This is a genomic window from Candidatus Mycobacterium wuenschmannii (assembly GCF_030252325.1).
GTDB lineage: Bacteria > Actinomycetota > Actinomycetes > Mycobacteriales > Mycobacteriaceae > Mycobacterium > Mycobacterium wuenschmannii.
This window is the reverse complement of the sequence record NZ_CP126981.1, coordinates 383,171-409,677: the sequence shown is the minus strand read 5'-3', so window position 1 is coordinate 409,677 and position 26,507 is coordinate 383,171. Positions and strand designations below refer to the sequence as shown.

General features: G+C 67.4%; 24 protein-coding genes. 6 read left to right on the top strand and 18 right to left on the bottom strand.

Features of this window, described 5'->3' with window-relative positions:
- Window positions 1-44 precede the first annotated feature (44 nt).
- The 4 genes from PT015_RS02075 to rimP all read right to left on the bottom strand — a co-directional run bounded on the left by PT015_RS02075 (window position 45) and on the right by rimP (window position 2,850).
- On the bottom strand, window positions 45-317 hold the full coding sequence (locus PT015_RS02075) for a DUF448 domain-containing protein (protein ID WP_390887986.1): 273 nt from the start codon (window positions 315-317) through the stop codon (window positions 45-47).
- Between the two features lie 169 nt (window positions 318-486).
- On the bottom strand, window positions 487-1,179 hold the full coding sequence (locus tag PT015_RS02070; protein WP_285188474.1) for a hypothetical protein: 693 nt from the start codon (window positions 1,177-1,179) through the stop codon (window positions 487-489).
- Between the two features lie 106 nt (window positions 1,180-1,285).
- Window positions 1,286-2,320, bottom strand: a complete 1,035-nt coding sequence (gene nusA / locus PT015_RS02065) for a transcription termination factor NusA (protein ID WP_285188473.1) — start codon at window positions 2,318-2,320, stop codon at window positions 1,286-1,288.
- Complete coding sequence (gene rimP, locus PT015_RS02060; RefSeq protein WP_285190881.1) at window positions 2,317-2,850, bottom strand: ribosome maturation factor RimP; 534 nt, start codon at window positions 2,848-2,850, stop codon at window positions 2,317-2,319. Before rimP ends, nusA begins: the two co-directional genes overlap by 4 nt.
- 145 nt (window positions 2,851-2,995) lie before the next feature.
- On the opposite strand from rimP, the gene PT015_RS02055 reads away from it, so the two are divergent.
- Entirely contained in the window at window positions 2,996-3,508 is a 513-nt protein-coding gene (locus PT015_RS02055) for a hypothetical protein (RefSeq protein ID WP_285188471.1), read from the top strand.
- Window positions 3,505-3,936: a ferritin-like domain-containing protein gene (locus PT015_RS02050; RefSeq protein WP_285188470.1), complete on the top strand. Its 432-nt coding sequence runs from the start codon at window positions 3,505-3,507 to the stop codon at window positions 3,934-3,936. The genes PT015_RS02055 and PT015_RS02050 overlap by 4 nt, the downstream gene beginning before the upstream one ends.
- On the opposite strand, the gene PT015_RS02045 is transcribed toward PT015_RS02050, so the two are convergent.
- The 4 genes from PT015_RS02045 to mqo form a co-directional block, all read right to left on the bottom strand.
- The gene (locus PT015_RS02045) at window positions 3,937-5,685 is read right to left on the bottom strand and encodes a proline--tRNA ligase (protein WP_285188469.1); all 1,749 of its coding nucleotides are present in this window, start codon (window positions 5,683-5,685) and stop codon (window positions 3,937-3,939) included.
- 108 nt (window positions 5,686-5,793) lie between these two features.
- Window positions 5,794-7,248: an MFS transporter gene (locus tag PT015_RS02040; protein ID WP_390887985.1), complete on the bottom strand. Its 1,455-nt coding sequence runs from the start codon at window positions 7,246-7,248 to the stop codon at window positions 5,794-5,796.
- 180 nt (window positions 7,249-7,428) lie between these two features.
- Window positions 7,429-8,640 (bottom strand): uroporphyrinogen-III C-methyltransferase, encoded by a 1,212-nt coding sequence (gene cobA / locus PT015_RS02035; protein ID WP_285188467.1) that lies wholly within the window; start codon window positions 8,638-8,640, stop codon window positions 7,429-7,431.
- 58 nt (window positions 8,641-8,698) lie between these two features.
- Entirely contained in the window at window positions 8,699-10,192 is a 1,494-nt protein-coding gene (mqo, locus tag PT015_RS02030) for a malate dehydrogenase (quinone) (RefSeq protein WP_390887915.1), read from the bottom strand.
- A 114-nt stretch (window positions 10,193-10,306) separates the two neighbouring features.
- On the opposite strand from mqo, the gene PT015_RS02025 reads away from it, so the two are divergent.
- Genes PT015_RS02025 through PT015_RS02015 form a run of 3 tightly spaced genes read left to right on the top strand, consistent with a single transcriptional unit; the run spans window position 10,307 to window position 13,828 of the window.
- Window positions 10,307-11,317: an alpha/beta hydrolase gene (locus PT015_RS02025; protein WP_285188465.1), complete on the top strand. Its 1,011-nt coding sequence runs from the start codon at window positions 10,307-10,309 to the stop codon at window positions 11,315-11,317.
- A gap of 11 nt (window positions 11,318-11,328) precedes the next feature.
- Entirely contained in the window at window positions 11,329-12,711 is a 1,383-nt protein-coding gene (gene mtr / locus PT015_RS02020; RefSeq protein ID WP_285188464.1) for a mycothione reductase, read from the top strand.
- 4 nt (window positions 12,712-12,715) lie between these two features.
- Window positions 12,716-13,828: an alkaline phosphatase family protein gene (locus PT015_RS02015; protein ID WP_285188463.1), complete on the top strand. Its 1,113-nt coding sequence runs from the start codon at window positions 12,716-12,718 to the stop codon at window positions 13,826-13,828.
- On the opposite strand, the gene PT015_RS02010 is transcribed toward PT015_RS02015, so the two are convergent.
- Window positions 13,812-15,761, bottom strand: a complete 1,950-nt coding sequence (locus tag PT015_RS02010; protein ID WP_285188462.1) for a heavy metal translocating P-type ATPase — start codon at window positions 15,759-15,761, stop codon at window positions 13,812-13,814. The two genes, PT015_RS02015 and PT015_RS02010, sit on opposite strands and share 17 nt — an antisense overlap.
- A 95-nt stretch (window positions 15,762-15,856) precedes the next feature.
- On the opposite strand from PT015_RS02010, the gene PT015_RS02005 reads away from it, so the two are divergent.
- The gene (locus tag PT015_RS02005; protein WP_285188461.1) at window positions 15,857-16,219 is read left to right on the top strand and encodes an ArsR/SmtB family transcription factor; all 363 of its coding nucleotides are present in this window, start codon (window positions 15,857-15,859) and stop codon (window positions 16,217-16,219) included.
- A 4-nt stretch (window positions 16,220-16,223) separates the two neighbouring features.
- Here PT015_RS02005 and PT015_RS02000 read toward each other — a convergent pair whose 3' ends face one another.
- The 9 genes from PT015_RS02000 to PT015_RS01960 form a co-directional block, all read right to left on the bottom strand.
- Window positions 16,224-17,000: a 3-oxoacyl-ACP reductase gene (locus PT015_RS02000; protein ID WP_285190879.1), complete on the bottom strand. Its 777-nt coding sequence runs from the start codon at window positions 16,998-17,000 to the stop codon at window positions 16,224-16,226.
- Window positions 16,997-17,725, bottom strand: coding sequence for a gamma-glutamyl-gamma-aminobutyrate hydrolase family protein (locus tag PT015_RS01995; protein ID WP_285188460.1), 729 nt, complete (start codon window positions 17,723-17,725; stop codon window positions 16,997-16,999). The genes PT015_RS02000 and PT015_RS01995 overlap by 4 nt, the downstream gene beginning before the upstream one ends.
- A 50-nt stretch (window positions 17,726-17,775) precedes the next feature.
- Window positions 17,776-19,140, bottom strand: coding sequence for a glutamine synthetase family protein (locus tag PT015_RS01990; RefSeq protein ID WP_285188459.1), 1,365 nt, complete (start codon window positions 19,138-19,140; stop codon window positions 17,776-17,778).
- Window positions 19,137-19,688, bottom strand: a complete 552-nt coding sequence (locus PT015_RS01985) for an alpha/beta hydrolase (protein WP_390887984.1) — start codon at window positions 19,686-19,688, stop codon at window positions 19,137-19,139. The genes PT015_RS01990 and PT015_RS01985 overlap by 4 nt, the downstream gene beginning before the upstream one ends.
- Window positions 19,689-19,869: 181 nt before the next feature.
- Window positions 19,870-21,318, bottom strand: coding sequence for a cobyric acid synthase (locus tag PT015_RS01980; RefSeq protein ID WP_285190878.1), 1,449 nt, complete (start codon window positions 21,316-21,318; stop codon window positions 19,870-19,872).
- Window positions 21,319-21,379: 61 nt separating this feature from the next.
- Entirely contained in the window at window positions 21,380-22,237 is an 858-nt protein-coding gene (map, locus tag PT015_RS01975) for a type I methionyl aminopeptidase (protein WP_285188455.1), read from the bottom strand.
- Window positions 22,238-22,266: 29 nt separating this feature from the next.
- On the bottom strand, window positions 22,267-22,851 hold the full coding sequence (locus tag PT015_RS01970) for a DUF1707 SHOCT-like domain-containing protein (protein WP_285188453.1): 585 nt from the start codon (window positions 22,849-22,851) through the stop codon (window positions 22,267-22,269).
- Between the two features lie 819 nt (window positions 22,852-23,670).
- Complete coding sequence (locus tag PT015_RS01965; protein WP_285188452.1) at window positions 23,671-25,482, bottom strand: penicillin-binding transpeptidase domain-containing protein; 1,812 nt, start codon at window positions 25,480-25,482, stop codon at window positions 23,671-23,673.
- Between the two features lie 141 nt (window positions 25,483-25,623).
- Complete coding sequence (locus PT015_RS01960; RefSeq protein ID WP_285188451.1) at window positions 25,624-26,478, bottom strand: GNAT family N-acetyltransferase; 855 nt, start codon at window positions 26,476-26,478, stop codon at window positions 25,624-25,626.
- Between the last annotated feature and the right edge of the window lie 29 nt (window positions 26,479-26,507).

Sequence of the window (26,507 nt, the reverse complement as noted above, 5' to 3'; positions counted from 1 at the left end):
CAGCGGTGGGTAGGCCGCGCCTCGGGTTTAGCTATGACGCATGGTCATCGGGACTTCACGGTGTGCTCATGTTCTTTGCTGCCTGTTCTGTTGGCGGGATGACCATCGCACCGTGAGCCTCGTTGAGACTCCAGGTGTTCGATCACCGCTGATGTTTCCGGTGCACCGGTGATGCGCAGCGCGCGAGCGAAGGCTCGCCGCCGGATTGCTTCTGTGGCGCACTCTGCAACGGGATGCAACCACGCACCCCGCCCCGGCAGAGTACCTGCTGGGTCGACGGTCACGACATATTTGCCGTTCCCGGCCGATACAGCCACCACTCGGAGCAGTTCGACGGCCAACTCTCGCTTTCGGCAACCGACGCACGTCCGTACCGGTCCTTCGGTACGTCGGTGCGCCGATGCTGAAGACTCGCGCTGGATCACGGCTCAGTTTACCTTCACCTGCGCGCGAGTCCGAACGCGCTCGGTGGTTACGACGGAGCGGTCAGAACAGCCCGGCCAAGACGGTCAGTCCGGTCGGGTCGAAACCGACGAAGTCGGCGAACGCGCCGGGGTCGATGCCCAGCAAGCCGCTGGGGTCGAAGAGGTTGCCGAGACCGTCGACACTCGACCCGAACCAGTCCCCGAGGCTGCTGAAGTCCATGCCGAGCAGGTCGCCGAGGCCGCCTGGATCGGTTGCGGCGCCGCCCGCCGTGTCATAGGTGATGTCCCAGATCGGGATGTCGGGTCCGCCGAAGAACGAGATGTCGAGGGACGTACCGATCCCTGGATTGTCGTAATAGTCACTCGAGAACAGAGTCAACAGCCCGGTCAATGTGAGGGTGCTGAAGCTCAAGTCCTGGTGCGTCGCTCCGTCCGCCAGACCGGAATACGAGCTGTCCGAGATCAGCTCGCTCTGGAAAAGAGTCCATATCCCGAACGGCTGGTAGGGCGAGAGGAAATAGGTGCTAGTGCTCGTGAATTGGCCGAGCGACTCGTCGCCGCTCAAAACCTCGTAAGGGGTCGAATACTCGGCGTAGCGGTAGAACGGCTCGTTGAAGACATCTGCGATGTATGTCCGGTCCCCGATCTGGTCCGTTCCCGGCGGGAAGAAATCGTCCGCCAGAGCAAGAGGGCTGAACCCGATCGCGGTCGCGGCCATTGCACCTACGACGTACGGCAGAACAAGACGTTTCATCGCTAACCCATCTTCTCTAGGCACTCGAAACTTGAGAACAGATGATAGTTCGCTGGGAATCGTCTGGGAATAGAAATCAACTACTTGCGTCGCGTCAGTAAAGACGCTAGGGCGACTCGGTCACCGCACCGTCCTCCGAGTGGTCCTCGTCCTGGTCGGGCGAATCCCCGCGGATGTCGATCCGCCAGCCGGTGAGCCGCGCCGCCAGTCGCGCGTTCTGGCCCTCTTTACCGATCGCCAGGGAGAGTTGGAAGTCGGGCACCACGACGCGGGCGGCCCTCGCGTTCTGATCGATGACCGTGACCGACACGACCTTGGCCGGCGACAGCGCGTTGGCCACGAACCGTGCCGGGTCGTCGTCGAAGTCGATGATGTCGATCTTCTCCCCGGACAACTCGCTCATCACGTTGCGCACCCGCTGCCCCATCGGGCCGATGCAGGCGCCCTTAGCGTTGAGCCCCGGCACCCGCGATGCGACCGCGATCTTCGATCGGTGGCCGGCTTCCCGTGCGACGGCGACGATCTCGACGGATCCGTCCGCGATCTCGGGCACTTCGAGGGAGAACAGCTTGCGGACCAGATTGGGATGGGTGCGCGACAGCGTGATCACCGGTTCGCGGGCCCCGCGGCTGACGCCGACGACGTAGCAGCGCACTCGGTCGCCGTGCTCGTAGACCTCACCGGGCACCTGCTCGGCCGCCGGGATCACTCCCTCGGAGCCCTTGGTTTCGCTGCCCATCCGCACGACGATCAGGCCTCGTGAGTTGGCCCGGCTGTCGCGCTGGATGACGCCGGCGACGATCTCGCCCTCGTGGGTGGAGAACTCGCCGTAGGTGCGCTCGTTCTCGGCGTCACGCAACCGCTGCAACATCACCTGTCGCGCGGTGGTCGCGGCGATGCGGCCGAATCCCTCAGGGGTGTCTTCCCATTCGCTGAGCACGTTGCCGTCCTCATCGAGTTCCCGAGCGAGCACCCGGACGCCGCCGGATTTGCGGTCGATGTCGATGTGGGCGTCCGGCTGATGACCCTCGGTGTGCCGGTAGGCACTCAGCACCGCCGCCTTGACGTCCTCGAGCAGATCGTCGAAGGAGATGCCGCGTTCCACCACTATGGCGTGCAGAGCGGCCATGTCGATATTCACGTAGTGCCCTCCGTCTCCGCGCTTCGATCAATTCCTGCCAGTTCCAGTTCTCGTTGAGGCGGCGGCGAAAACTCAACCTGAACAACAGCTTTGGTGATATCACCGAGCGGGAGCAACCGCACCGCCCAGTCGCGACCGTCGCGCACGACGACGTTCACCGCGCCGTCACCGGTGTCGCCCACCCTGCCGGTGAGCTGCGTTCCGTCGGTGAGCGTCAGATCGATCTTGCGGCCGTGCGCGCGGCGAAATTGCTTCTCGGTGGTCAACGGACGGTCGACGCCCGGCGAGGTGACTTCCAGGACGTAGCTGCCGCCGATGTCGCGCTCGGCGTCCAGCAGGTCAGAGGCCGAGCGAGAAAGCCGGGCGACCATGTCCAGGTCGAGAGCCGTGTCACCGCCGGCGATCACCGTAATCCGCGGCGGCCGCGACCGCGCGTCGATGACCACGTCTTCGATTTCGTAACCGGCGCGCGCGAACTCGCCATCGAGCAGCTCGATCACCTGCGTCTGTGACGGTAGCCCGGTGGCCACGGCGAGCTCCTCATCTTGAGTTGTCCGGTCAGCGGCTCGGCAGAGCCAGCCATCAACGATACGCCAGGAAACCGTGGTTAGACGTGATCGCGGCGAGGTCACCTGGCGTTACGGTCCGCAGCCGCGGCAATGGCAGGATGTGGCAATGCCGAGCACCGAGCTATCGGTCGTCACCCGACGACGAATGTTGACCGGCGGCGTGGCGCTCGCCGCGCTCACTGTCGCGGCGTCCGGATGCAGCACACCGCCCGCACCACCGGCCGTCGACGAGCTCGAGGAGCAGCTGACCCTGGCCCGTCAGGACAGCGAACTCGCCACCGCGGCCGCTGTGGGCGCGCCACCGGATGTCGCGCGGGCACTCACCCAGGTCGCGACCGAACGCTCCCGGCACGCACAGGCGCTGACGACCGAGATCAATCGTCTCGCCCCGACATCCACCTCGCCGGCAACGTCGAGTCCGACGACCAGCGCGTCGGCCACCTCGGCTCCCCCGCCCCCGCTGGCCGCCGTCGTCACGTCGCTGAAGGCTTCGGCCGACAGCGCGGCCGGGCTGGCGAGCACGTCGTCGGGGTATCGCGCGGGATTGCTCGGATCGATTGCAGCGTCGTGCGCCGCGTCCCACACCGTCGCGCTGACGTTCGGAGCGGCCGCTTCGTGACCGCCGCCGACACCGCGCTCAGCGCCGCGCTGGCCAACGAGCACGCCGTCATCTACGGATACGGCATCGTCTCGGCCCGCTGCGCGCCCGACGTGAACGTCCTCGTGTCCGCGGCGCTCAACCAGCACCGCGAGCGTCGCGACCAGGCCATCACGATGCTGACGGGACGCAAGGTCTCGCCGCCACTGGCCGCGCCCGGCTATCAACTGCCGATGCCGGTCGACACCCCCACCGACGCGGCGCGGCTGGCCGCCCGGATGGAGACGGACACCGAAACCGCCTGGCGCGCTTTCCTCGAGCAGGCCGAGAGCGGCGACGACCGGACGTTCGGCGTCAAGGCACTGACCCAGAGCGCGGTACTGGCCGCCCGCTGGAAGCAGCAACTCGGCGACTGGCCGATCACCACCGCCTTCCCCGGGGCCGACTAGCTAGCCGGTGACGGCAGCGACGATATCGGTGGCCAGCCCGGCACCCGCGGTCAGCTCGCGCGTCTCGCCGCTGAAACGGTTGCGCAGCTCCACTTTTCCGTCCGCCCAGCCGCGGCCCACCACGACAATCCATGGCACGCCGAGCAATTCGGCGTCCTTGAATTTCACTCCGGGTGAGGCGGTGCGGTCGTCGAACAGGACCTCGAGGCCGAGTCGGTCCAGATCGCCGGCCAACGAGGTTGCGCCCGTTCGCGCCTCGGCGTCCTTGTTGGCGATCACCAGGTGCACGTCGAACGGCGACACCTCGGCCGGCCAGCGCAACCCGAGCTCGTCGTGTTGCTGTTCGGCGATCACGGCCACCAGGCGCGACACGCCCACGCCGTAGGAGCCCATGGTCAACCGGACCGGCTTGCCGTCCTCGCCGAGCACGTCGACGGTGAACGCGTCGGTGTATTTGCGCCCGAGCTGGAAGATGTGGCCGATCTCGATGCCGCGCGCGGAAACCAGCGCGCCGCGGCCGTCCGGCGACGGATCGCCGTCGCGTACCTCGGCGGCCTCGATGGTCCCGTCGGCGACGAAGTCGCGGCCAGCGACCAGGCCGACGACGTGCTTGCCCTTGTCGTCGGCGCCGGTGATCCAGCTGGTGCCGTCGACGATGCGTGGATCGACCAGGTAGCGAACCCCGTTGTCCAGCAGTGCTTTCGGGCCGATATAGCCCTTGACCAGGAACGGGTACTTGGCGAAGTCGGCGTCGTCGAGAAGCGCGTACTCGATTGGGTCGAGGGCGGCACCGAGGCGCTTGTCGTCGACCTCGCGGTCGCCGGGCACCCCGATGCCCAGCAGCTCCCAATCTCCGCCCGGCTCACGAACTTTCAGCAATACATTCTTCAGCGTGTCGGCAGCGGTGACGGTGCGACCCAGATCGGCGCCGTTGGCCCACTCGACCAGCGTCGCGATGGTGGGGGTGTTTCCGGTCTCATGCACCACGGCGTCCGGCAGCCCGTCGGTCGGCAGGCTTTCGGGACGAGCGGTGACGACGGCCTCGACGTTGGCGGCGTAGCCGGATTCCGGGCAGCGCACGAAAGTGTCCTCGCCGATGGGACTTTCGGCCAGAAACTCCTCGGAGGCCGAGCCGCCCATGGCGCCGGAGACCGCGGAGACGATGACGTAGTCGACGCTCAGCCGGGCGAAGATGCGCTGATAGGCCTCGCGGTGGGCGTGGTAGGCGCTCTTGAGGCCGCTGTCGTCGATGTCGAACGAGTAGGAGTCCTTCATGACGAACTCGCGGCCGCGCAAGATGCCGGCGCGCGGACGCGCCTCGTCGCGGTATTTGGTCTGGATTTGATACAGCGTCAGCGGAAAGTCCTTGTAGGAGCTGTACTCCCCCTTGACTGTGAGCGCGAACAGTTCTTCGTGCGTCGGGCCGAGCATGTAGTCGTTGCCGCGGCGGTCCTTGAGCCGAAACACGCCGTCGCCGTACTCCGTCCACCGGTTGGTGGTCTCGTACGGCGCGCGCGGCAGCAGGGCCGGGAACAGGATCTCCTGGCCGCCGATGGCGTTCATCTCTTCGCGCACCACGCGTTCGATGTTGCGCAGCACTCGCAGGCCCAACGGCAGCCAGCTGTAGAGCCCCGGCGCGATCGGTCGCACGTAGCCGGCACGGATCAGCAGCTTGTGGCTGGCGACCTCGGCTTCGGCGGGGTCGTCGCGCAGTGTGCGCAGGAACAGCTCGGACATCCGGGTGATCACAGCGCGCAAGCCTAACTGCAGTGGAGAGGTGACCGCGAAACAGAAGCCACGGTGGTGATCGTCAGCGGATCACGACCCTGGCTTCAGTTTCGCGAAATGAAGCGCGAGCTAGAGCTCGCCGGCGTCGATCGCGTCCTTGACTTCCTGCGCGTGTGCCACCTGCTCGGCGGTGTAGCCGATGAACAGCGACACCCCGCCGACGATGATGGTCACGCCGGCCACCCACAGCAACCCGTAGGTGTAGCCATGGTCGAGAGCATGCAGTTGCGCGGCATTCATGTTCTTCACCGGGCCGTTGATGCCGCCGAGGTACAGGGTGCGCGACGTGATGACGGCCTGGATAACCGCGAGAACGACTGGGCCACCGAGGTTTTGCAGCATCAGCGCGATCGCCGAGGTAGGCCCGATCTGGTCGAAGCCGACGCCCGCGATGGCCGAGAGCGCCACCGGCACGACGACCATACCGATGCCGATACCGGCGATCACGACGGGAACGATCAGGTTCGGGAAGTAGGGCATGGCGCCGTTGAAGGTCGAGCCGTAGATCATCGCGCCGACCACCAGTGCGCCGCCCGCGATGACGATGACCCGGGGTTGGAACCGCGACACCAGCTGCGACGAGCCGCCCAGGCCGATACCCATCGCGATGGCGAACGGGATGAAGCCGACGCCGGCGCGCAGGGCGCTGTAACCCATGATGTCCTGCACGTACAGCGCGACCAGCACCGTGACGGTGAACAAGAGCCCACCGGCCAAGAAGATCGCAGCGAAGGTGGCCAGCCGATTGCGGTCGAAGAACAGCTTGAACGGCACGACGGGGTTCTCGGCGGAACGTTCCACGAACGCGAATGCGATGAACGCCACCAGCGCAATGCCGGCCGAGCCGAGCGTCGGTAACGAGACCCAGCCGGCCTCGGGGCCGGTCGAGAAGGCGAACACCGCACCCGTGCACGCCAGTGTGGCCAGCACGGCGCCTGCGGCGTCGAGCTTCATCCGCTCGCGGCTGGTCTCGCGCAGCGCGGTGCGGGCCAGGTAGATCATCACCAGTCCGATCGGCACGTTGACCAGAAATGCCAGGCGCCAGGACAGCTCGGTGAGCGCTCCGCCGACGACGAGGCCGCCGACCGAACCTACGCCGGTCATCGCGCCGAACACCGCAGTGGCGGCGTTACGGGCCGGGCCCTTGGCGAACGTGGTCGCGACCAGTGCGAAACCGGTCGGGGAGGCAATGGCGGCGCCGACACCCTGCAGCAGCCGGGCGATCACCAAGGTGACGTCGTCCCAGGCGATGCCGCACAGCGCGGAGGCAATGGTGAACAGCGTGACGCCGACGATGAAGGTGCGCTTGCGGCCGATGGTGTCGCCGAGACGACCGCCCAGCAGCATCAGGCCACCAAAGGTCAGCACATAGGCGGTGATCACCCAGCTACGGCCGGCGTCGGACAGGCTCAGCTCGTTCTGGATCTTGGGAAGGGCGACGATCGCGATGGTGCCGTCCATGGTCGCCATCAACTGCATACCGGCGATGGCGATCACGGCGGTGAAGAACCGCCGCGTCGGCATCCACGGCGTCGCCTTTGTCGGCGTAGCTGCGGCGTCGTGGTCTGGGGCGGTCTTTTCTGGGTGCGTATCGGGCATGTGAACTGCTCGCTTCGAGGGTTCAGTTGTCCATCTTTGGACAGCCCGCTCTGCATCGTTGAGAGCCGTCATAAGAACTTACCCTACAGTAATCTTAAGGATCTTTTAAATGCCGAACGCCGCCACCGAGCCGATTACGACGATCGCGGGAGGTCGGATGCCCTCGGAACGTATCTTCTCCGGCGCGTCCGCCAGGGTGGCCCGCAGGGTGTGCTCGGCCGCTGTGGTCCCCTGCTGAACCACCACCACCGGCGTATCCGCAGGTCGGCCGCCTTTCAGCAGCACTTCGGCGAACAGCTCGATGCGTTCGACCGCCATCAGCAAAACGATGGTTCCGGTCATGGCTGCGAGCGCATCCCAATTCACTAACGATTCGGGATGGTCGGGCGCGAGGTGGCCGCTGACCACCACGAACTCGTGATTGATGGCCCGATGCGTGACCGGCACACCCGCCGATGCCGGCACCGCAATGGCGCTTGTCACACCTGGCACAACGGTCACCGGAATCCCAGCGTCGACGCACGCCAGCACTTCCTCGTAGCCACGGGCGAAGACGAACGGGTCGCCGCCCTTGAGTCGCACCACGAAGTGACCGGCGCGGGCGCGCTCGATCATGACCGCGTTGATGGCGTCCTGGGCCATCGCGCGGCCGTAAGGGATCTTGGCGGCGTCGATCACCTCGACCGAGGGCGCCAACTCGGCGAGTAGTTCCGGGGGCGCCAGCCGGTCGGCGACGACGACGTCCGCCTGGGCGAGCAGGCGCCGGCCCCGCACGGTGATCAATTCCGGGTCGCCGGGACCGCCGCCGATCAGGGCGACGCCGCCGCGGACCACGTCGTCGCTCTCGAAGCTCTCCGGCGAGATCACACCCTGCTGCAACGCCTCCCGGATTGCGGAGCGGATGCCGGCCGAACGCCGGTGCTCGCCGCCGGCCAGCACGCCGACCGACAGCCCCGCGTATTCGAAGGAGGCAGGCGTCACCGCGCTGCCCTCGATCGCGATGTCCGCGCGCACGCAGAAGATGCGGTTGCGCTCGGCCTCGGCGACGATCGCCGCGTTGACATCCGGATCGTCGGTGGCCGCGATCGCATACCAGGCGCCGTCGAGGTCGCCGTCGCGATAGTCGCGCAGCGACAACGTGATTCCGTCCATCGCCTCGACCGAGCGGGTCGCGCTGCGGGTGATGACGTGGATGTCGGCGCCGCTGGCCACCAGCAGCGGAAGCCGACGCTGCGCGACGCTGCCGCCGCCGACCAGCACGACCTTCCTGCCGGTCAAACGCAACCCGACCAGATACGCGTTCTCCGGTGCCGTCATCCGCGCACACCTGCTTCCATGACCGCTAGATATACAGGAGCGACGAGCGAGACCGCGCTCACAACTCCAGCTCCAAAGCCTTGGCGGTCCAGGAGCGCAGCTCCTCGTAGAGGGCCGGCTCGCCTGCCAGCGTGGTGCCCAGCGACGGCACCATCTCCTTCAGCGTCGGCAGCCACGCGGGATACCGGTCTGGGAAGCAGCGCTGCAACACGTCGAGCATCGCCGTCACCGCCGTCGACGCTCCCGGTGACGCGCCGAGCAGGCCGGCGATGCTGCCGTCGGCCGCGGCCAGCACCGTGGTGTCGAATTCGAGGCGGCCGCCGCGGCGGCCGGCACGCCGCATCACCTGCACCCGCTGCCCCGAGATCGTCAGGCTCCAGTCGGAATCGACTGCGCTGGGCACGAATTCGCGCAACGCCTCGACGCGGGTCGGCTTGGTCAAACGCAGTTGCCCGATCAGATAGCGGACCAGTTCGCGGTTGCCGAGCCCCGCCCCCGCCACCGTCGCCACATTGTCGAGGGTGACCGAGCGCGGCAGGTCGCTGGCATGCCCGTGCTTGAGGAACTTCGGCGACCAGCCGGCGAAGGGCCCGAACATCAGCCACGGCCTGCCGTTGACGATCCGGGTGTCCAGGTGCGCCGCCGTCATGCCCGGGGCGCCCGGGGCCGGCAGCCCGTAGACCTTGGCGTGATGACCGCGGGCGAGCGCCGGGTCGCCACTGCGCAGGAACAGTCCGCCCACCGGGAAGCCGCCAAAGCCCTTGGCTTCCTTGATGCCTGACTTCTGCAGCAGGGGCAGCACGCCTCCCCCGGCCCCGACGAAGACGAATCCGGCGTCCAGCGTGTGATGTTCGGCGGTGCGGCGGTTACGGATGCTCAAGCGCCAGCTGCCGTCGCGCTGTCGGGTCAGGTCGCGCACCTCGCGGCCGAACATAGTGGTGGTGCCGTTGCGCGTCCCGTAGCCGATGAGTTGCCGTGCCAGCGAACCGAAGTCGACGTCGGTGCCCTCCGTCGCCCAGTTCAGCGCGACAGGTTCGGACAGGTCGCGTCTGGCGGCCATGAGCGGCAGGCGCCGGGCGAATTCGTCTGCCCCCTCGACCAATTCGTTGCGCGCGAACAGCGGGTTGCCGGCCAGTGCCTGACGGCGCCGGCGCAGGTAATCGACGCGCTCGTCGCCCTGTACAAAGCTGACGTGCGGCACGGAATTCAGGAAGCCGCGGACATCGGTCAGCATGCCGTTCTCGGCGGCGTAGGCCCAGAACTGACGGGTGACCTGAAACTGCTCGCTGACCCGCACCGCCTTGGCGATGTCGATCGAGCCATCGGTCAGTTGCGGTGTGTAGAAGAGCTCGCACAGTCCCGCGTGCCCGGTGCCGGCGTTGTTCCACGGGTCGCTGCTTTCGGCGGCGGCGGCGTCCAGGCGTTCGACGATCGCGATCGACCAGGTCGGCTCGAGCCGGCGCAGCATGGCCGACAGGGTGGCGCTCATGATGCCGGTCCCCACCAGCACGGCGTCGACCTTCGGGGTCGTCCTGGGCTGCGTACCTGACACCGAGCCGTTCATCCTTATCATCCGGCGAGCTGCATGGACGCCCAGATTATCGCGGGCACTCGGAACCCGCGGTCCTGCGACCGCAACACCGTCCTCACCTCTAAGCTGGCGTGCGTGACTGGCTGGCAGCCCGACGTTCTGCCCGGCTACTGGCAATGCGGCATTCCGTTGGGTGTGGATCCCGACGGCGAGGGCGAGATCGACGCGACGCTGTTGCGCCGTGGCGACGTCACGCACACCTCCCACGCCGTCCTGGCGGTGCACGGTTACACCGACTACTTCTTCCACACGTCGCTGGCCGACCATTTCGCCGGTCGTGGCTTCGCCTTCTACGCACTCGATTTGCGCAAGTGCGGCCGCTCGTCGCGGCCCGGCCTGACGCCACATTTCACCTCGAATCTGGCGCACTACGACCGCGAGCTCGACCGCGCGCTGGCGATCATCGCCGAGGAGACCGGGTCGGCACGCGTGCTGGTGTACGGGCACTCGGCCGGTGGGCTGATCGTCTCGCTGTGGCTCGACCGGTTGCGCCGGCGCGGCGCGATCGCCCGCACCGGGGTCGCCGGGTTGGTACTCAACAGTCCTTTTCTCGACGTGCCCGGGCCGGTGCCGCTGCGCTGGCCACCGACGCGGGCGCTGATCGCCGCGATCGCGCGGGTCGGTGACAAGCGGGTGGCCCGCGCACCGAGTGAAACGGGTGGCGGTTACGGCGCCAGCCTGCATCGCGACTATCACGGCGAGTTCGACTACAACCTGCAGTGGAAACCGTTGGGCGGCTTCCCCATTACCTTCGGCTGGCTATCCGCCGTGCGCGCCGGGCAGGCGAGGCTGCACCGCGGTCTCGATGTGGGCGTGCCCAACCTGATCCTGCGCTCCGACCACAGCGTGATCGACGCCTCGGACGCCGTCGCATTGCAGTGCGGCGACGCCGTTCTCGACGTCAGGCACATCGCGCGCTGGGCCGGATGCGTCGGCAACCACACCACGATCGTGCCGGTGGTCGACGCCAAACACGATGTGTTCCTGTCGATGCCGCAACCGCGCGAGGTCGCCTACCGGCATCTCGACACCTGGCTGGACGACTACCTGGGTGCGGCATCCGACGTCGCGTCACAGAACGGCTGAAGGGCTACTGCATGGAGAGCTACGACCTGGCCATCCTCGGAACCGGTTCGGGCAACAGCATTCTCGACGATCGCTACGCGAAGAAGCGGGTGGCGATCTGCGAGCAGGGGGTGTTCGGCGGTACCTGCCTCAACGTCGGCTGCATCCCGACCAAGATGTTCGTCTACGCGGCCGAAGTCGCCGAAACCATCCGCCACTCAGCGCGTTACGGCATCGACGCGCACATCGACCGGGTGCGGTGGGACGACATCGTGTCCCGGGTGTTCGGCCGCATCGACCCGATCGCCATCGGTGGTGAGGACTACCGGCGAGCGCAACCGAACGTCGACGTCTACGACACCCACACCCGCTTCTCGGGCGTCCAGGATGACGGGCGATACCTGCTGCGCACCGAGGACGGCAAGGAGTTCGCCGCCGAGAAGGTCGTGATCGCCGCGGGCGCGCGGGCCGAGGTACCGCCGGCCATCCTGGACTGCGGTGTGCATTACTACACCAGCGACGACATCATGCGAATCGCAGCATTGCCAGAGCATTTGGTGATCGTCGGCGGCGGCTTCGTCGCCTGCGAATTCGCCCACATCTTCTCCGCGCTCGGGGTGCGGATCACGATGGTGATCCGCGGCGGATCGCTGCTGCGGCACCTCGACGACACGTTGTCGCGGCGCTTCACCCGCATCGCGTCGAGCAAGTGGGAGGTGCGCAGCCACCGCAACATCCTCGGCTCGCACGAGAACCGCGCGGGTATCGTCCTCGAACTCGACGACGGCTCGGAGTTGCAGGCCGACGCCGTCCTGGTGGCGACCGGGCGTCGGTCCAACGGCGACCGACTGGACGCCGAGAAGGCCGGGATCGAACTCGACGATCGCCGCGTGGTCGTCGACAAGTACCAACGGACCACTGCGCGTAACGTTTTCGCACTCGGCGACGTGTCGTCGCCGTACGAGCTCAAACACGTCGCGAATCACGAGGCCCGGGTCGTGCAGCGCAATCTGCTGCGCGACTGGGACGATACCGCGGCGATGGTCGCAACCGATCACCGCTTCGTTCCCGCGGCGGTGTTCACCGATCCCCAGATCGCCTACATCGGCATGACCGAAAACGAAGCGGTGGCAGCGGGTTACGACGTGTCCTGCAAGATCCAGGACTACGGCGACGTCGCCTACGGCTGGGCCATCGAGGACACCGTCGGCATCGTCAAGCTCGTCTCCGATTCCAAGACCGGTCAGCTGCTGGGCGCACACATCATGGGCCACCAGGCCTCGTCGATCATCCAGCCGCTGATTCAGGCGATGACGTTCGGGCTGAGCGTCGAGGACATGGCGCGCGGCCAGTACTGGATCCACCCCGCGCTACCCGAGGTCGTCGAGAACGCGTTGCTGGGATTGGTCGACTGACGCTGTGCATGCCTCGATCTGCGACGTGCTGCCCGGTGCGGCCGCGCTGCTCGGGGTACGGGAGGCCGCGGATACGCTGCAACTGACCGACAAGGTCGGCGACGCGCGGCGGGTCGTCGTGCTGTTGGTCGACGGCATGGGCCTGCATCTGCTGCCCGAGTTGAGTTCGAGCGCACCACTTCTCGCGTCGGTACTGGCCGGCGGCGCGGGCCGGTTGGACGAACTGGTCTGTACCTTCCCATCGACGACGCCGACAAGTTTGGCGTCGCTGGGCACCGGGACCGCGCCGGGTCAGCACGGGCTGCTGGGTTTCACCGTCAACGTGCCCGGGACCGAGCGTGTGCTTGCCCATATCTATTGGCGCGACGATCCGCCGCCCGCCGAATGGCAGCCCGTCCCAACCTGGTTCGAGCGCCTCCAGCGCGCCGGCGTCGACGCCTGCGCGGTGCTGCCCACACCGTTCGTCGGCAGCGGGCTGACCGAGTCGGCCTATCGTGGAGCGCGGTTCTGCGCGGTCGACCACGGCGACGACTACGCGGACGCGGTAAACGAACAAGTCGCCACCGCAACGGGATTGCTGTACGCCTATACCTCCGCCCTGGACACCGCGGCGCATCTGTTCGGCGTCGGGTCGACGGAGTGGCACGCCGCCGGAGCCTATGTGGACGGGCTGTTGACCAGGCTGCTGGAGTCGTTGCCGTCGGACGCCGCCCTGCTCGTCACCGCCGACCACGGCGGACTGAACGTGGGTGAGCGGATCGACCTGGACACCGACCCGCGGCTGTCGGCGGGAGTTCGCGTCGTCGCCGGTGAGCCCCGGGTGCGCTACCTGCACACCGAGCCCGGCGCGGCAACCGACGTGATCGCGGCCTGGACCGAACTGCTCGACGGCAAGGCCGAGGTGCTGAGCCGCGACAACGCCGTCGCCGCGGGGCTTTTCGGCCCGGTGCTCCCCCGGCACCTGGCCCGCATCGGCGACGTCGTGGTCATCTGCAGCGGCGACACCGCGGTGCTGGCCGGCCGTCGCGAACCGCCCGAAGTCGCGCAGCTCGTCGGCCTGCACGGCGGCCCGACGCCAGCCGAGATGGCGATCCCGCTGATCAGTTTTCACGGCTGAGGGTGTCCGCCCTGCGCCATGCCGAGCGGCGCAGTAGGCGCAACCCGTTCAGTCCGACGATGACCGTCGACCCCTCGTGACCGGCGACGCCGAGCGGTAACGGCAAGGTGCCGACCAGATCCCACACGACGAGTACGCCAATGAACGTCGAAGCGATGACAAGGTTGGCCGCCACCACCCGGCGGGCCCGGCGGGACAGGTTGATCGCGGTGGGAATGGTCGTGAGGTCGTCGCGGATGACGACGGCGTCGGCGGTCTGCAGCGTGAGGTCGGATCCCGCCCCGCCCATGGCAATTCCGGTGTCCGCAGCGGCCAGGGCCGGCGCGTCATTGATGCCGTCGCCGACCACCGCGACCTTGCGTCCCGCGGCCTGAGCGTCGCGGACGATGCGCACCTTGTCGTCCGGCAGCAGTCCGGCGTGCACCTCGTAGATGCCGACCTGAGCGGCGAGTTGCTCAGCGACGAGGCGGTTGTCGCCGGTCATCAGGATCGGCGCGGCACCCGTGATGCGGGTCGACATCGCGACCGCGGCACCGGCCTCGCCCCGCAACTGATCGGTAATCGCCAGCACACCAATCGGTTTCGCGTCACACGCTACGACCACCGCGGTGTAGCCTCGGGCCTGCAGCTCACCCACCGGTGCACACTCGAACTCGTCCGGAGAACTGACGTCGATCACGCGGCCGTCCACTCGGGCGCTGACGCCACGTCCCGGGTGCGCCGTGAAGTCGCTGACCGCGGACCATCGCACATCACGTTCACCGGCGGCGCCGACGATCGCGGCGGCCAGCGGATGTTCACTGGGATGCTCGGCGGCCGCGGCCAACCGCAGCACCTCGTCCTCGCTGAAGCCGGCATCGAGGACGTGCACCTCGGCCAGTTCCGGCGAGCCGCGAGTCAGTGTCCCAGTCTTGTCGAAAGCGAGCTGGGTGGTAGCGCCCATCTCTTCCATCACCACGGCGGATTTGATCAGCACGCCGTGGCGGCCGGCGTTGGCGATCGCGGCCAGCAGCGGCGGCATGGTGGCCAGCACCACCGCGCACGGCGAGGCGACGATCATGAAGGTCATCGCCCGTAACAGGGCCGGCTGCAAGTGATCTCCGAACAGCAACGGGATGACGAAGACCGCGATGGTGACCGCGACCATGCCGATCGAGTAACGCTGTTCGACTTTCTCGATGAACAGCTGGGCGCGGGCCTTGGTCTGGCTGGCCTGTTCGACCAGCGACGCGATGCGTGCGACGACGGAATCTTCGGCCCGCCGGTCGACGCGCAGGCGTAGTACGCCGGTGCCGTTGAGCGTTCCGGCGAACACCTCGTCGTCGGAACGTTTGTTCACCGGCAGCGGCTCACCGGTGATGGTGGCCTGGTCGACCTCACTCGCGCCTGACACGACCGTGGCATCGGCAGCGATCCGCTCGCCCGGGCGCACCACAATGACATCACCGATCTCGAGTTCGACGGCCGGGACGCTGTGCTCGGTGCCGTCGTCAACCACTCGGGTTCCCGTCTCGGGCGCGAGATCGAGCAGCCCGCGCACCGAGTCTTCAGTCCGCGCCGTGGCGAGCGCCTCGAGCGCCCCGGAGGTGGCAAAAATGACGATCAGCAGCGCGCCGTCGGTGATCTGCCCGATCGCCGCGGCGCCGATTGCGGCCGCGACCATCAACAGGTCGACGTCGAGGGCCCTGACCCGCAACGCCTGCAGCCCGGCCAGGCCCGGTTCCCAGCCGCCGGTCGCGTAGCAGGCCAGGTACAGCGCCCACCACACGTCTTGCGGCGCGCCGGAAACCTGTGCGGCCAGGCCCGCCAGAAACAGCGCCAAAGACGCTGCTGCCCAGCGCATCTCCGGCAGCGCGAACAGTTTGGTGCGCCGGGCCGGTGCCGTCGGCGGGGAGAGCTCCGGGCGGTGAAGTGCCGTTGTCGGCACAGCCATCGTCTACCTCCGTGTCGCGGTGGGCGGTCGCGGCCGACGATAGCAGAAAATATGAACACATCTTCATGTATGTCTTTGAGGTATTCTGATCGGCTATGGGACACGGGGTCGAGGGCCGGGACCGCCCGGTCGCGCGGCTCGATGCCGATGCGGCATCCCACGTCGCCACGACGCTGCAAGCCCTGGCCACCCCCAGTCGGCTGCTGATCCTCACCGAGCTGCGGCAGGGCCCGCTGCCGGTGAACGAGCTGGCCGACACGATCGGGCTCGAACAGTCCGCGGTCTCACACCAGCTGCGGCTGCTCCGCAATCTCGGACTGGTGGTGGGCACGCGCACTGGCCGCAGCATCGTCTACAGCCTGTACGACAACCACGTCGCCCAGCTTCTCGACGAGGCGATCTATCACAGCGAGCACCTGCGGCTGGGGTTGGCCGAGCGGCCGAAGTCAGCCGGCTGACGCGCTACAGCGGCGTCGTGTAGGCCGCGCTGATGCCGCCGTCGACGAGGTAACTTGCCGCGGTGATGAACGAGGCGTCGTCGCTGGCCAAAAACGCGACTACGGCCGCGATCTCGTCCGCTTCGCCGAAGCGGCCCATCGGCACGTGCACCATACGTCGGGCCGCCCGCTCGGGGTCGCTGGCGAAAAGTTCTTGCAGCAGTGGGGTATTCACCGGGCCCGGGCACAGCGCGTTGACGCGGATACCCTGTCGGGCGAACTGCACGCCGAGCTCTCGCGACATAGCCAGCACCCCGCCCTTGGAGGCGGTGTAGGAGATCTGCGATGTCGCCGATCCCATCACCGCGACGAACGACGCGATGTTGACGATTGAACCGCGTCCGGCGGGCGCCATGTGCCGCAACGCCGCTCGGCAGCACAGGTACACCGACTTCAGGTTCACGTCCTGAACCCGCTGCCACGCAGGCAATTCGGTGTTCTCGATCAAGTCGTCGTCGGGCGGCGAGATGCCGGCGTTGTTGACGGCGATGTCCACCGCGCCGTGGCGCTCCACCACCGTGTCGAACAGAGTGTTGACCGAGGCCTCGTCCGAAACATCCACGGGGACATACAGTCCGCCGACCTCTCCGGCCGCCGCGGTACCGGTCCGCTCGTCGATGTCGGCGATGACCACCCTGGCACCCTCGGCGTGCAAGCGCCGCGCCGAGGCCAGTCCGATGCCGCCGCCACCTCCGGTGACCACGGCGACCTTGCCCGCCAGCCGCTGCGTCAGATCCACTATGTCTCCTTCGCGTAGTCCCGCGCCGCTTCGACGATCGCCGAGAACAGCCGCAGGTCGTCCAGACTCTCTTCCGGATGCCACTGCACCGCAAGCACAAAGCCGTCGCCCGGCAGTTCGAGCGCCTCGACCACCCCGTCGGCATCCCAGCCGCTGACCACGAGCCCCTCGCCGAGGTCGGCGATGGCCTGATGGTGATAGCACCGCGCGTCGACGGATTCGCCGAGCAGGCCGGCCAGTCGGGTGCCCGCCACGGTGCGGACCGGAAGGGTGGTGAACTCCGCGTTGCCGGCCCGATGGCCGCCATGCCCGATCACGTCGGGCAGGTGCTGATGCAGGGTGCCGCCGAGCGCCACGTTGAGCACCTGCGCCCCGCGACAGATGCCCAGCACCGGGAGCCGTCGCGCGAGTGCCGCGCGCAGCAGCGCGAACTCCCACTCGTCGCGTTGCTGCGCGGGCTGGTCAGTACTCTCGTGCCGCTGCTGGCCGTAGGTCGACGGGTCGACGTCGGTTCCTCCGGTGATCAGCAGGCCGTCCAGGCTGTCCAGGATCCGTTCGGCGACAACGGAATCCACCGGCTGCGGCGGCAACAGCACCGCGGCACCGCCGGCCGCGGTGACACCCTGGAAGTAGACGGCGGGAAGAAAGCTGGCGGGCACGTCCCAGACGCCGGTCTGGGCCCGCTGCAGATACGTAGTGAGACCGATGACTGGCGGCTCAGGCCGCATTCACCCGACTCCTCCCCGGGCCGTCCCCGGCCCGCATCGTCGACGTAGGTCTAGAACCGCTCAAACCCGCGAACCCTCTCCCAGTCGGTCACCGCTGCGTTGAACGCGGCCACCTCGACGCGCGCGTTGTTGACGTAGTGGTCGACCACGTCGTCGCCGAACGCCGCGCGGGCGACCGTCGACGCGTCGAACAGCGTCGCCGCCCCGGCCAGCGTACCTGGCAGCCGTTGCGCGCCGCCGTCTTCGTAGGCGTTGCCGGCACATGGCTCGCCTAAAGGCAATTCGCGTTCGATCCCGTGCAACCCACCCGCGACCAGCGCCGCGACGGCCAGGTACTGGTTGACGTCTCCGCCGGGAACCCGACACTCCACGCGAATGCTGTCACCGTGCCCGACGACCCGCAGCGCGCAGGTCCGGTTGTCGACACCCCACGCCACCGCGGTCGGCGCAAAGCTGTGATCGGCAAACCGCTTGTAGGAGTTGATGTTCGGCGCACAGAGCAGCGTGAGCTCGGGCAACGTGGCCAGCAGACCGGCGACGAACTGGCGGAAGGTCGCCGACATGCCGAGCGGGTCGGCGTCGTCGGCGAACACCGGTGTCCCGTCCGGCGAGCGAAGCGAGAGATGAATGTGGCAGCTATTGCCTTCGCGCTCATTGTATTTCGCCATGAAGGTCAGCGATTTGCCGTGCTGGTCGGCGATTTCCTTCGCGCCGTTCTTGTACACGGCATGGTTGTCACATGTGGTCAGCGCCTCGTCGTAGACGAACCCGAGCTCCTGCTGGCCCCGGTTGCACTCCCCCTTGACGGCCTCCCAGCGCATACCCGCGCCCTGCATGTGTCGCCGGATGTCGTGCAGCAGTGGCTCGATGCGGCTCGAGGCCATCACCGCGTAGTCCATGTTGTAGTCGCTCGCGGGCGTCAGGTCGTGGTAGCCCCGCGCCCAGGCTTCCCGGTACGTGTCGTCGAAGACGATGAACTCCAACTCGGTGGCGGCGTAGGCCTGCAGCCCGCGGGCCCGCAGCCGGTCGAGTTGGCGGCGCAGGACGCGTCGCGGCGCCGGCTCGACGGCGTCGCCATCGTGCCCCACCACGTCGGCCAGCACCAGCGCGGTGGCTGGCAGCCAGGGGATGCGGCGCAGCGTCGTCAGGTCCGGCCGCATCACCATGTCGCCGTAGCCGGTGTCCCATCCCGACATCGCGTAGCCCTCGACGGTGTTCATGTCGACGTCGACGGCGAACAGGTAGTTGCAGCACTCGGCGCCGATCTCGGCGACCTCGTCGGCGAAGACGCTCGCCGAGACCCGCTTGCCCATCAGCCGGCCCTGCATGTCGGCGAACGCGACGATCACCGTGTCGACTTCGCCGGTGTCGACGAGTCGCCGCAACTCGTCGCGTGCCAGGGGGGCAGGCGTCACCAGGTGCTGGTGCGCAGGACGATCTCGGCGGCCAACTGCGCCGTCGACTCGTGCGCATTGCGCCGGCCGAGCAATTCGACCACCCGGTAGTCGCCGTAGACGAAGCGCTGGCTGGCCTGCGCCACCGAGCGCGCCGCCGGCGTGCTGACGAGTGCGGTGGTGTTGATCTCGACCGGTGGGCATTCGTCGTCGCGCACGACGCCGGTGTGATCGGCGACCCGCGGGTGGCCCCGGTCGATGACCACCAGGCCGGTGAAGCGATCCAGCCGGGTAGCCGCCAGTTCCCAGGCGAGTTCGGCGCCGTCGCGGTCGCCGGCCAAGACTCCCCAGCTGACGTCGAGCACGTCGAGAATGCCGACGACGGACTTGGGCGTGAGGCGCGGGTCCGGTGCGACCGCGATGGTCCGCAGCGACGCGGTGTGCAGGCGCTCGCACAGCGCCTCGTAGGCCGGGAGTGCCCGCTGCGCCGCGCACAACAGCACGACGACGGAGCCCTTCTCCGGACCGGTGTCACAGACCTGGATGGGAAACCCGTCGACGGTAGTCATCATCGCCGAAGGCACCACAGCAAATTACAGTGAAAACGCCCGCGCGCGGGCCATTTTCGACCGGAACGTTAGCCAAGTGGCAATTGGAAACGTTCCGGCAACACCACACGTGCGGCAACCGTGTTGACAACGCGTGACGTCGTCGTCGAAATCCGTTGATTGCGGCTGTTATTGGCCGCGGTCACCGCAGCGCGCTGACGATCGTCGAACGCCGCGGCGGCTCGCCGTCGAGCAACGCCGTGACCGCGTCGACGTCGAGGTGTGCTTCCAGCAGGTCGGCCATCAGGTCGAGTTGGGCGTCGCGCCGTGCCGGCACGCTCGTATCGCCGGCAACCACGAAACCGTCACGCCCCGCCGCAGCGGCCACGGCCACCAACCACTCCCGGCGAAAGCAGTCGTTGTCGAACAAGCCGTGCCAGTGCGTCCCGTAGATCTGACGGTGCCGGTAGCCCTCGGGCACCCCGTCAACGTCAAACCAGGTGCCTTCCGCGCAGCGGGTGACCCGGCCGTGGTGGATCTCGTAGCCGTGCAGTGCGTCCTCCCGACGACGCAGCACCTTGTCGGGAGCGAACGCGATGTCGGCGTCCAGCAGACCCATCGCCTCGACCCGGCCGGACCGGCTTTCGACCGGGTCGTCGATCGACCGGCACAGCATCTGAAAGCCGCCGCACAGGCCGAGCACCGCACGCCCCGAGTCGGCGTGCGCCCGGATGGCCGCCACCAGCCCGCGTTCCCGCAGCCAGGCCAGGTCGGCGACGGTGGACTTGGTTCCCGGCAGCACGATGACGTCGGTGTCGGCCAGGTCGGCGGGTTCACGCACCCAGCGCACCAGCACCCCGGGTTCGCACGCGAGCGCCTCGACGTCGGTGGAGTTGGAAATCCGCGGCAGCCGCAGCACGGCCACCCGAAGCCACTGCGACCCGAGCGGCTCCTGGGGCGTTCCCAGCACCCGGTGCGCCAGCACCGGAACGGCGTCCTCGGTGTCGAGCCACAGATCGTCGGCGTAGGGCAGCACCCCGTAGGTCGGGCGTCCGGTCAGGTCGGCGAGTTGGCGCAGCCCGGGCTCGAGCAGCGACACGTCGCCCCGGAACTTGTTCACGATGAATCCGGCGATCAACGCCTGGTCTGCCGGCTCGAGCACCGCGACGGTTCCATAGAGGTGCGCGAGCAGCCCGCCGCGGTCGATGTCCCCCACGATCACGACGGGTAGGTTCGCCGCGCGTGCCAATCCCATGTTGACCAAGTCGGTTGCCCGCAGGTTGATTTCGGCCGGCGATCCGGCGCCCTCGCAGATGACCGCATCGAATTCGCTTCTCAATTGCGCTAATTCGTCCTGCACGACCGCAGCCAGCGTGTTGCGGTCCGACCAGTACTCGGTTGCGGTCGCCGTGCCGGCCACCTGACCCTTGATGACCAGCTGTGAGGTCATGTCGCTACCTGGCTTGAGCAGGATTGGGTTGAACCGAACGCTCGGCGCCAGGCCGGCGGCACGGGCCTGCATCGCCTGGGCCCGGCCGATCTCCCCGCCCTCGACCGTGACCGCGGAGTTGTTCGACATGTTCTGCGCCTTGAACGGCGCGACGCGAATTCCCTTGCGCGCCAGCGACCGGCAGAGACCGGCGACCACCATCGACTTGCCCGCGTCGGAGGTGGTGCCGGCGACCAGCAGCGCGCCGCTCACGACCGGGGCATCACGGCAGGGTGAGGATTTCCGCGCCGGAGTCGGTGACCAGCAGGGTGTGCTCGAACTGCGCGGTCCACTTGCGGTCGGTGGTGACGACGGTCCAGTCGTCGTCCCAGATCTCGTAGTCCAGCGAACCGAGGTTGATCATCGGCTCGATGGTGAACGTCATTCCCGGCTCGAGGATGGTGGTGACGGCGGGCTGGTCGTAATGCAGGACCACCAGGCCGTTGTGGAATGTCGTCCCGATGCCGTGGCCGGTGAAGTCACGAACGACGTTGTAGCCGAATCGGTTTGCGTACGACTCGATGACCCGACCCACGACCGACAGCGCGCGGCCCGGCTTGACCGCCTTGATCGCCCGCATGGTTGCCTCGTGCGTGCGCTCGACCAGCAGACGGTGCTCCTCGGACACATCGCCGGCCAAGAAGGTGGCGTTGGTGTCGCCGTGCACGCCGTCGATGTAGGCCGTCACGTCGATATTGACTATGTCGCCGTCCTCGACCACGGTCGAGTCGGGAATGCCGTGGCAGATCACCTCATTGAGCGACGTGCAGCAGGATTTCGGGTAGCCCTTGTATCCCAGCGTCGACGGATAGGCGCCGTGGTCGACCATGTAGTCGTGGGCGATGCGGTCCAGCTCATCGGTCGTCACGCCGGGGGCGACGGCCTTGCCCGCCTCGGCGAGCGCGCTGGCGGCGATCCGCCCGGCGACGCGCATCTTCTCGATCACCTCGGGGGTCTGGACCCACGGCTCGGTCCCCTCCTGCGCCGTCGACCTGCCGACGTATTCCGGGCGCTCGATCGACTTGGGCACCGGAAGGGTCGGCGACACGACGCCGGCGGACAGGGCGGAGCGAACAGGCATGGTGTCCAGGGTATCCGTATCGCGGCGGTTCAGGCGCGACCGCGGCGGCGCACCAGCGACCGGCGGGGACCTTTGACCTTGACCGAGCCGCACACCACCCGGCCGGTCAGGACGACGTGCGGGGTGCCCTCGGCCGGTGCGACCTTGCGCCGATCGCTCGCGCTGCCGCCGTACACCTCGACGTCGTCGATGGAGGCGCTGGCGCCGTCGGGCAATCGGATCTCGACGGAGCCGAATCGCATGTCCAGTTCGATGACTACCACCGGCCCGGCAAACCGGGCCTTGACCAGATCGAGCTCGACGGACCCCATCCGTCGCACCAGCGCCAGGCGGGTGGGGACGGTCCATTCGCCGTGGCGTTTCAGCGAACCGGCCCAGCCGCGCAGTTCGACCCGGTCGGCGGCGGAGGTGACGATGGCACCCGGGCCGGGAAGATCGCCGACCAGGCTGTCGAGTTCGTGACGGGTGCGGGCGTACGACACGTGCGTCGAGCGCTCCTCGAACTCACTGATGTCGATCAGCCCGAGCGCTACCGCGTTGTGCAGGCGGCGCAACGTCCCGTTGCGGTCGGCATCGGAAACCCGCAATTCGGACAGTTCGTCAGGACGTGTCATGGCCGTCCCAATCTACCGCCGCCGACCGCGTCGCACGACCGCGCTCGGCCTCCCCGCTCAGCACTCGGTGTTGATCCGATGGGTATGAAAATCGACTCGACCTGAACTGATGTTGGAGTCCATTTGCACGATGCCATTCCGATTTAACGGCAACGATTTCGCCTCTTGTGAATGCGTTCTGGCTTATTGATTGAGGCGTCAAAAGTGGCGCCACAACCGCTCTCAGACTCGCAGTTCGACAGTTTGGAATAAAAGTCCGTTTTCTTGGACTGAAAACAAGTTTGTGAAAATGGTTGTCGCTATGCTGTCAAGGCCGCTTCGATGCAGTGGGCGGTCCACCTGACTGATCCCCTAGCTGGTCTTTTACCGAGAGAATTGCCGCGTTCGAGCAGCGGATAATGGTGTAGGCGGGCATATTGCTTCAGATACTTAACTGCTCGAACATCGTCGAATCGTGCATAAGAGCAGACTTAATATAGAAGTAGCTTCCGCTGAGTTTTTTATTAGAGATTCGCGCTACGTGAGCCGCGCCGTGTTATACGCTTCGACTCGTCGATGGCTCGTACGCCACGAGGGGGCAATTGAGACTCATGTGCGAGCCAACGGCTGTGGGGCGGATCATCGAGACCCTCCTCGGATTCCCCACCGGAGTCTGAGGTGGCAACCCGAACCGGTGGGGTTGGGGGGGTTCATCCCCACCGGTTCGGGCACCACAAAGTCGAGTCAGCATTCCCCCGCTGATCCGGCGAGTAAGAAACCCTGTCGCCCGGCTGCCCCTCGCGGCCGGGCGACAGCCTTTATGTTGCGCTGGAATGAATTTCAGGCTAGGTAGTCGGCGGGCATCGACTCGAACATGAACTTGGTCATCCGCACCGCGTATTCCGAACTGCCACCGCCGACGATCAGCGACGCGAAGGCCAGGTCGCCGCGATATCCGGCGAACCAGGAGTGCGAGCCGCCGGGGAATTCGGCCTCACCGGTCTTGCCGTAGACCTCGCCACAACCGGCGATCTCCTTTCCGGTGCCGTTCGTCACGACGAGGCGCATCATCGGGCGCAGGCCTTCGATCATCTTCTCGCTGATCGGCGTGGTGTCGCCGGTGATCTGCGTGGGCCGTCCCTCAATCAGCTTGGGCACCGGCGTCTTTCCGGCCGCCACCGTCGCCGCGACCATTGCCATGCCGAACGGCGAAGCCAGCACGCGGCCCTGACCGAAACCGTCCTCGGTCCGCTCGGCCAGGTCGACCGTGGGCGGCACCGATCCGGTGACGGTGCTGAGGCCGTCGATCTGGTAGTCCAGGCCCATGCCGTACTTGTTGGCCGCCTGCGTCAGGCCGCGTGGCGGCATCTGGCTGGCCAGCTCGGCGAACGTGGTGTTGCACGAACTGGCGAACGCGCGAGACAGCGGCACCACGCCCAGGTCGAATCCGCCGTAGTTGGGGACCACCCGCTGGCCTACATCGAGATGCCCTGGGCAGCCCAAAAGCGTGTTGGGGCTTGCCATGTCGCGTTCGAGCGCCGCGCCTGCGGTGACCATCTTGAAAGTCGACCCCGGCGGATAGAGGCCGGTGGTGGCGAGCGGACCGAGCGCGTCGGCGGCGGAATTCTGTGCGACGGCGAGGATCTCGCCCGTCGATGGCTTGATCACCACGATCATCGCCTGGCGTCCCTGGTTGTCGACCGCACGCTGGGCCGCGTTCTGCACGGCGCGGTCGAGGCTGATGGACACCGAAGGGGCCGGCGCGGGCGCAACCTCGTGCAGCACAGCGAGGTCGACGTTGTTCTGGTTGAGGCTGACCACCCGCCAGCCCGCCTCACCGTCGAGCTGGTCGGCGACGGCCTTCTTCACCTGGTTGATCAGTGCCGGCGCGAAGTGGTAGTCGGTGGGCAGTAGCTCGGCCTGCGGCGTGATCACCACACCGGGCAGACTGCCCAGCGCCGGGGCGATCCTGTTGCTGTCGTCTGTGCGCAGCGTGATCAGGTCGACCGGCTTGCCGGTGCCACTGGCCTGCTCGGCGAGGCGCTGCGGGTCGTTGATTGTGTCGTCGAAGGGGTGCAGCGCGTCGACCACCGAGCGGGCGGTGCTGATCAGGAACGCGCCGGCCTTGGATGCGTCGAGCGAGTAGTGGTACAGGTAGCCGGGCGCGAGCACGTCGGTGCCGCCGACTTCGTTGACCGAGGCCTGCTTCGGCGCATCGGCCCGCAGTGCCAACGTCTGGTGCTCACCGAGGCGGGGGTGCAGATCGGTGCTGTTCCAGCGGACCTGCCAATGTCCTTCGTAACGGGCCATTTTCAGCTGGCCGTCGTAGGTCCAGTTCCGGTTCTTGGGTAGGTGCCAGGTGTAGCGGAAGCTGACGGAACCGGTGTCCTCGGAGTACTTCGAACCGAGGATCTGCGTGTCGAGGTGGCTGGCCTGTAGACCGGCCCACGCCGCATTCAGCGCCTCGCGCGCGTCCGTGGGGTCATCGCTCAGGTCGGCGGCCGCCGCGGTGTCGCCGTTGGCCAGCGCGGCGAAGAACTTCTGGGCCTCCGGAGCGGGACCCTGTTGCTTCGGCGTGCAAGCCGACATCGCGGTCGTCGTGAGGAGCGCCGCAGCTGTGGCAGCTGATACCACTGTGAATTTTGTTGCCATTGTGGCTGATGTTAAGAAACAAATGGCCGAGTCGTGCGGAGGCGCACCGAGATCGAATCGTTGCCGCGCCGAGACTTCCGTCGGTGCGACGCTGACCAGCGCGTCGTCGCAACCGGCTACGCGTCGACGAGGCGCAGGCGATCAGTCCAGCAGGACGGTGGCGAAGGTGCCGACTTCGACGAAGCCGATCCGGTCGTAGGTCGCCCGCGCGACGGTGTTGAAGTCATTCACGTACAGGCTGGCCGTGCGGCCGGTGCCGACGACGACAGCCGACAGCGTCGCGGTGCCCGCCGTGCCAAGACCCCGCCCGCGCCACTCGGGGTGCACCCAGACGCCCTGGATCTGGCTGACGGTCGGCGACTGCGAACCGACCTCGGCCTTGAACACCACCTCGCCGTTCTCGAATCGGGCCCACGCCCGGCCGGCCGCGATCAGGCTGGCGACCCGGCGTCGGTAACCCCGCCCGCCATCACCGAGGCGAGGGTCGACGCCGACCTCGCCGATGAACATGTCGATCGCCGCCACCAGGTAGGTGTCGAGTTCTTCCGGCTTGACTTGGCGCACACCGGGATCGATCGCGCAGGTCGGCATCGTCGTCAGCGACATCAGTGGCTGCCGGTCGCGCACATCGCGCGCCGGGCCCCAGGCCGGCTCGAGCCGCTGCCACATCGGCATGACCAACTCGGCGCGGCCGACCAGCGACGAACACCGTCGCGAACCGGTCACCGCCGCGTCGGCGAACGCATACAGGTCATCAAGCCGGCCTCGCAGCGGAATCAGGTTGGCGCCCGCGTAGCACAGCGACTCCTCGGGCCCGCGGCGCGTCCACAGTTCGCCGCCGATCGAGTTGGGGTCCAGGCCGTGGTCGGCGACCCGCGCGGCCACCATGCACGAGCCCACCGGATCGTCGTCGAACACGCGGCGCACCGCTGCGCCGTCACGCACAACTGACACCCGTCGCTCGCTGACCGCGCGGCGGATGGGCGGAGCCGACATACTGACTCTTTCTGCGACGACTGAGGAGC

Bases quoted from the DNA above. Each gene is read 5' to 3' on its own strand.
- PT015_RS02070 (WP_285188474.1), bottom strand. From the start codon at position 1,179: ATGAAACGTCTTGTTCTGCCGTACGTCGTAGGTGCAATGGCCGCGACC.
- PT015_RS02055 (WP_285188471.1), top strand. From the start codon at position 2,996: ATGCCGAGCACCGAGCTATCGGTCGTCACCCGACGACGAATGTTGACC.
- PT015_RS02040 (WP_390887985.1), bottom strand. From the start codon at position 7,248: ATGCCGACGCGGCGGTTCTTCACCGCCGTGATCGCCATCGCCGGTATG.
- cobA (WP_285188467.1), bottom strand. From the start codon at position 8,640: ATGACGGCACCGGAGAACGCGTATCTGGTCGGGTTGCGTTTGACCGGC.
- mtr (WP_285188464.1), top strand. From the start codon at position 11,329: ATGGAGAGCTACGACCTGGCCATCCTCGGAACCGGTTCGGGCAACAGC.
- PT015_RS02010 (WP_285188462.1), bottom strand. From the start codon at position 15,761: ATGGCTGTGCCGACAACGGCACTTCACCGCCCGGAGCTCTCCCCGCCG.
- PT015_RS02005 (WP_285188461.1), top strand. From the start codon at position 15,857: ATGGGACACGGGGTCGAGGGCCGGGACCGCCCGGTCGCGCGGCTCGAT.
- PT015_RS01995 (WP_285188460.1), bottom strand. From the start codon at position 17,725: ATGCGGCCTGAGCCGCCAGTCATCGGTCTCACTACGTATCTGCAGCGG.
- PT015_RS01985 (WP_390887984.1), bottom strand. From the start codon at position 19,688: ATGACTACCGTCGACGGGTTTCCCATCCAGGTCTGTGACACCGGTCCG.
- PT015_RS01980 (WP_285190878.1), bottom strand. From the start codon at position 21,318: ATGGTGGTCGCCGGTCTCTGCCGGTCGCTGGCGCGCAAGGGAATTCGC.
- map (WP_285188455.1), bottom strand. From the start codon at position 22,237: ATGCCTGTTCGCTCCGCCCTGTCCGCCGGCGTCGTGTCGCCGACCCTT.
- PT015_RS01970 (WP_285188453.1), bottom strand. From the start codon at position 22,851: ATGACACGTCCTGACGAACTGTCCGAATTGCGGGTTTCCGATGCCGAC.
- PT015_RS01965 (WP_285188452.1), bottom strand. From the start codon at position 25,482: ATGGCAACAAAATTCACAGTGGTATCAGCTGCCACAGCTGCGGCGCTC.
- PT015_RS01960 (WP_285188451.1), bottom strand. From the start codon at position 26,478: ATGTCGGCTCCGCCCATCCGCCGCGCGGTCAGCGAGCGACGGGTGTCA.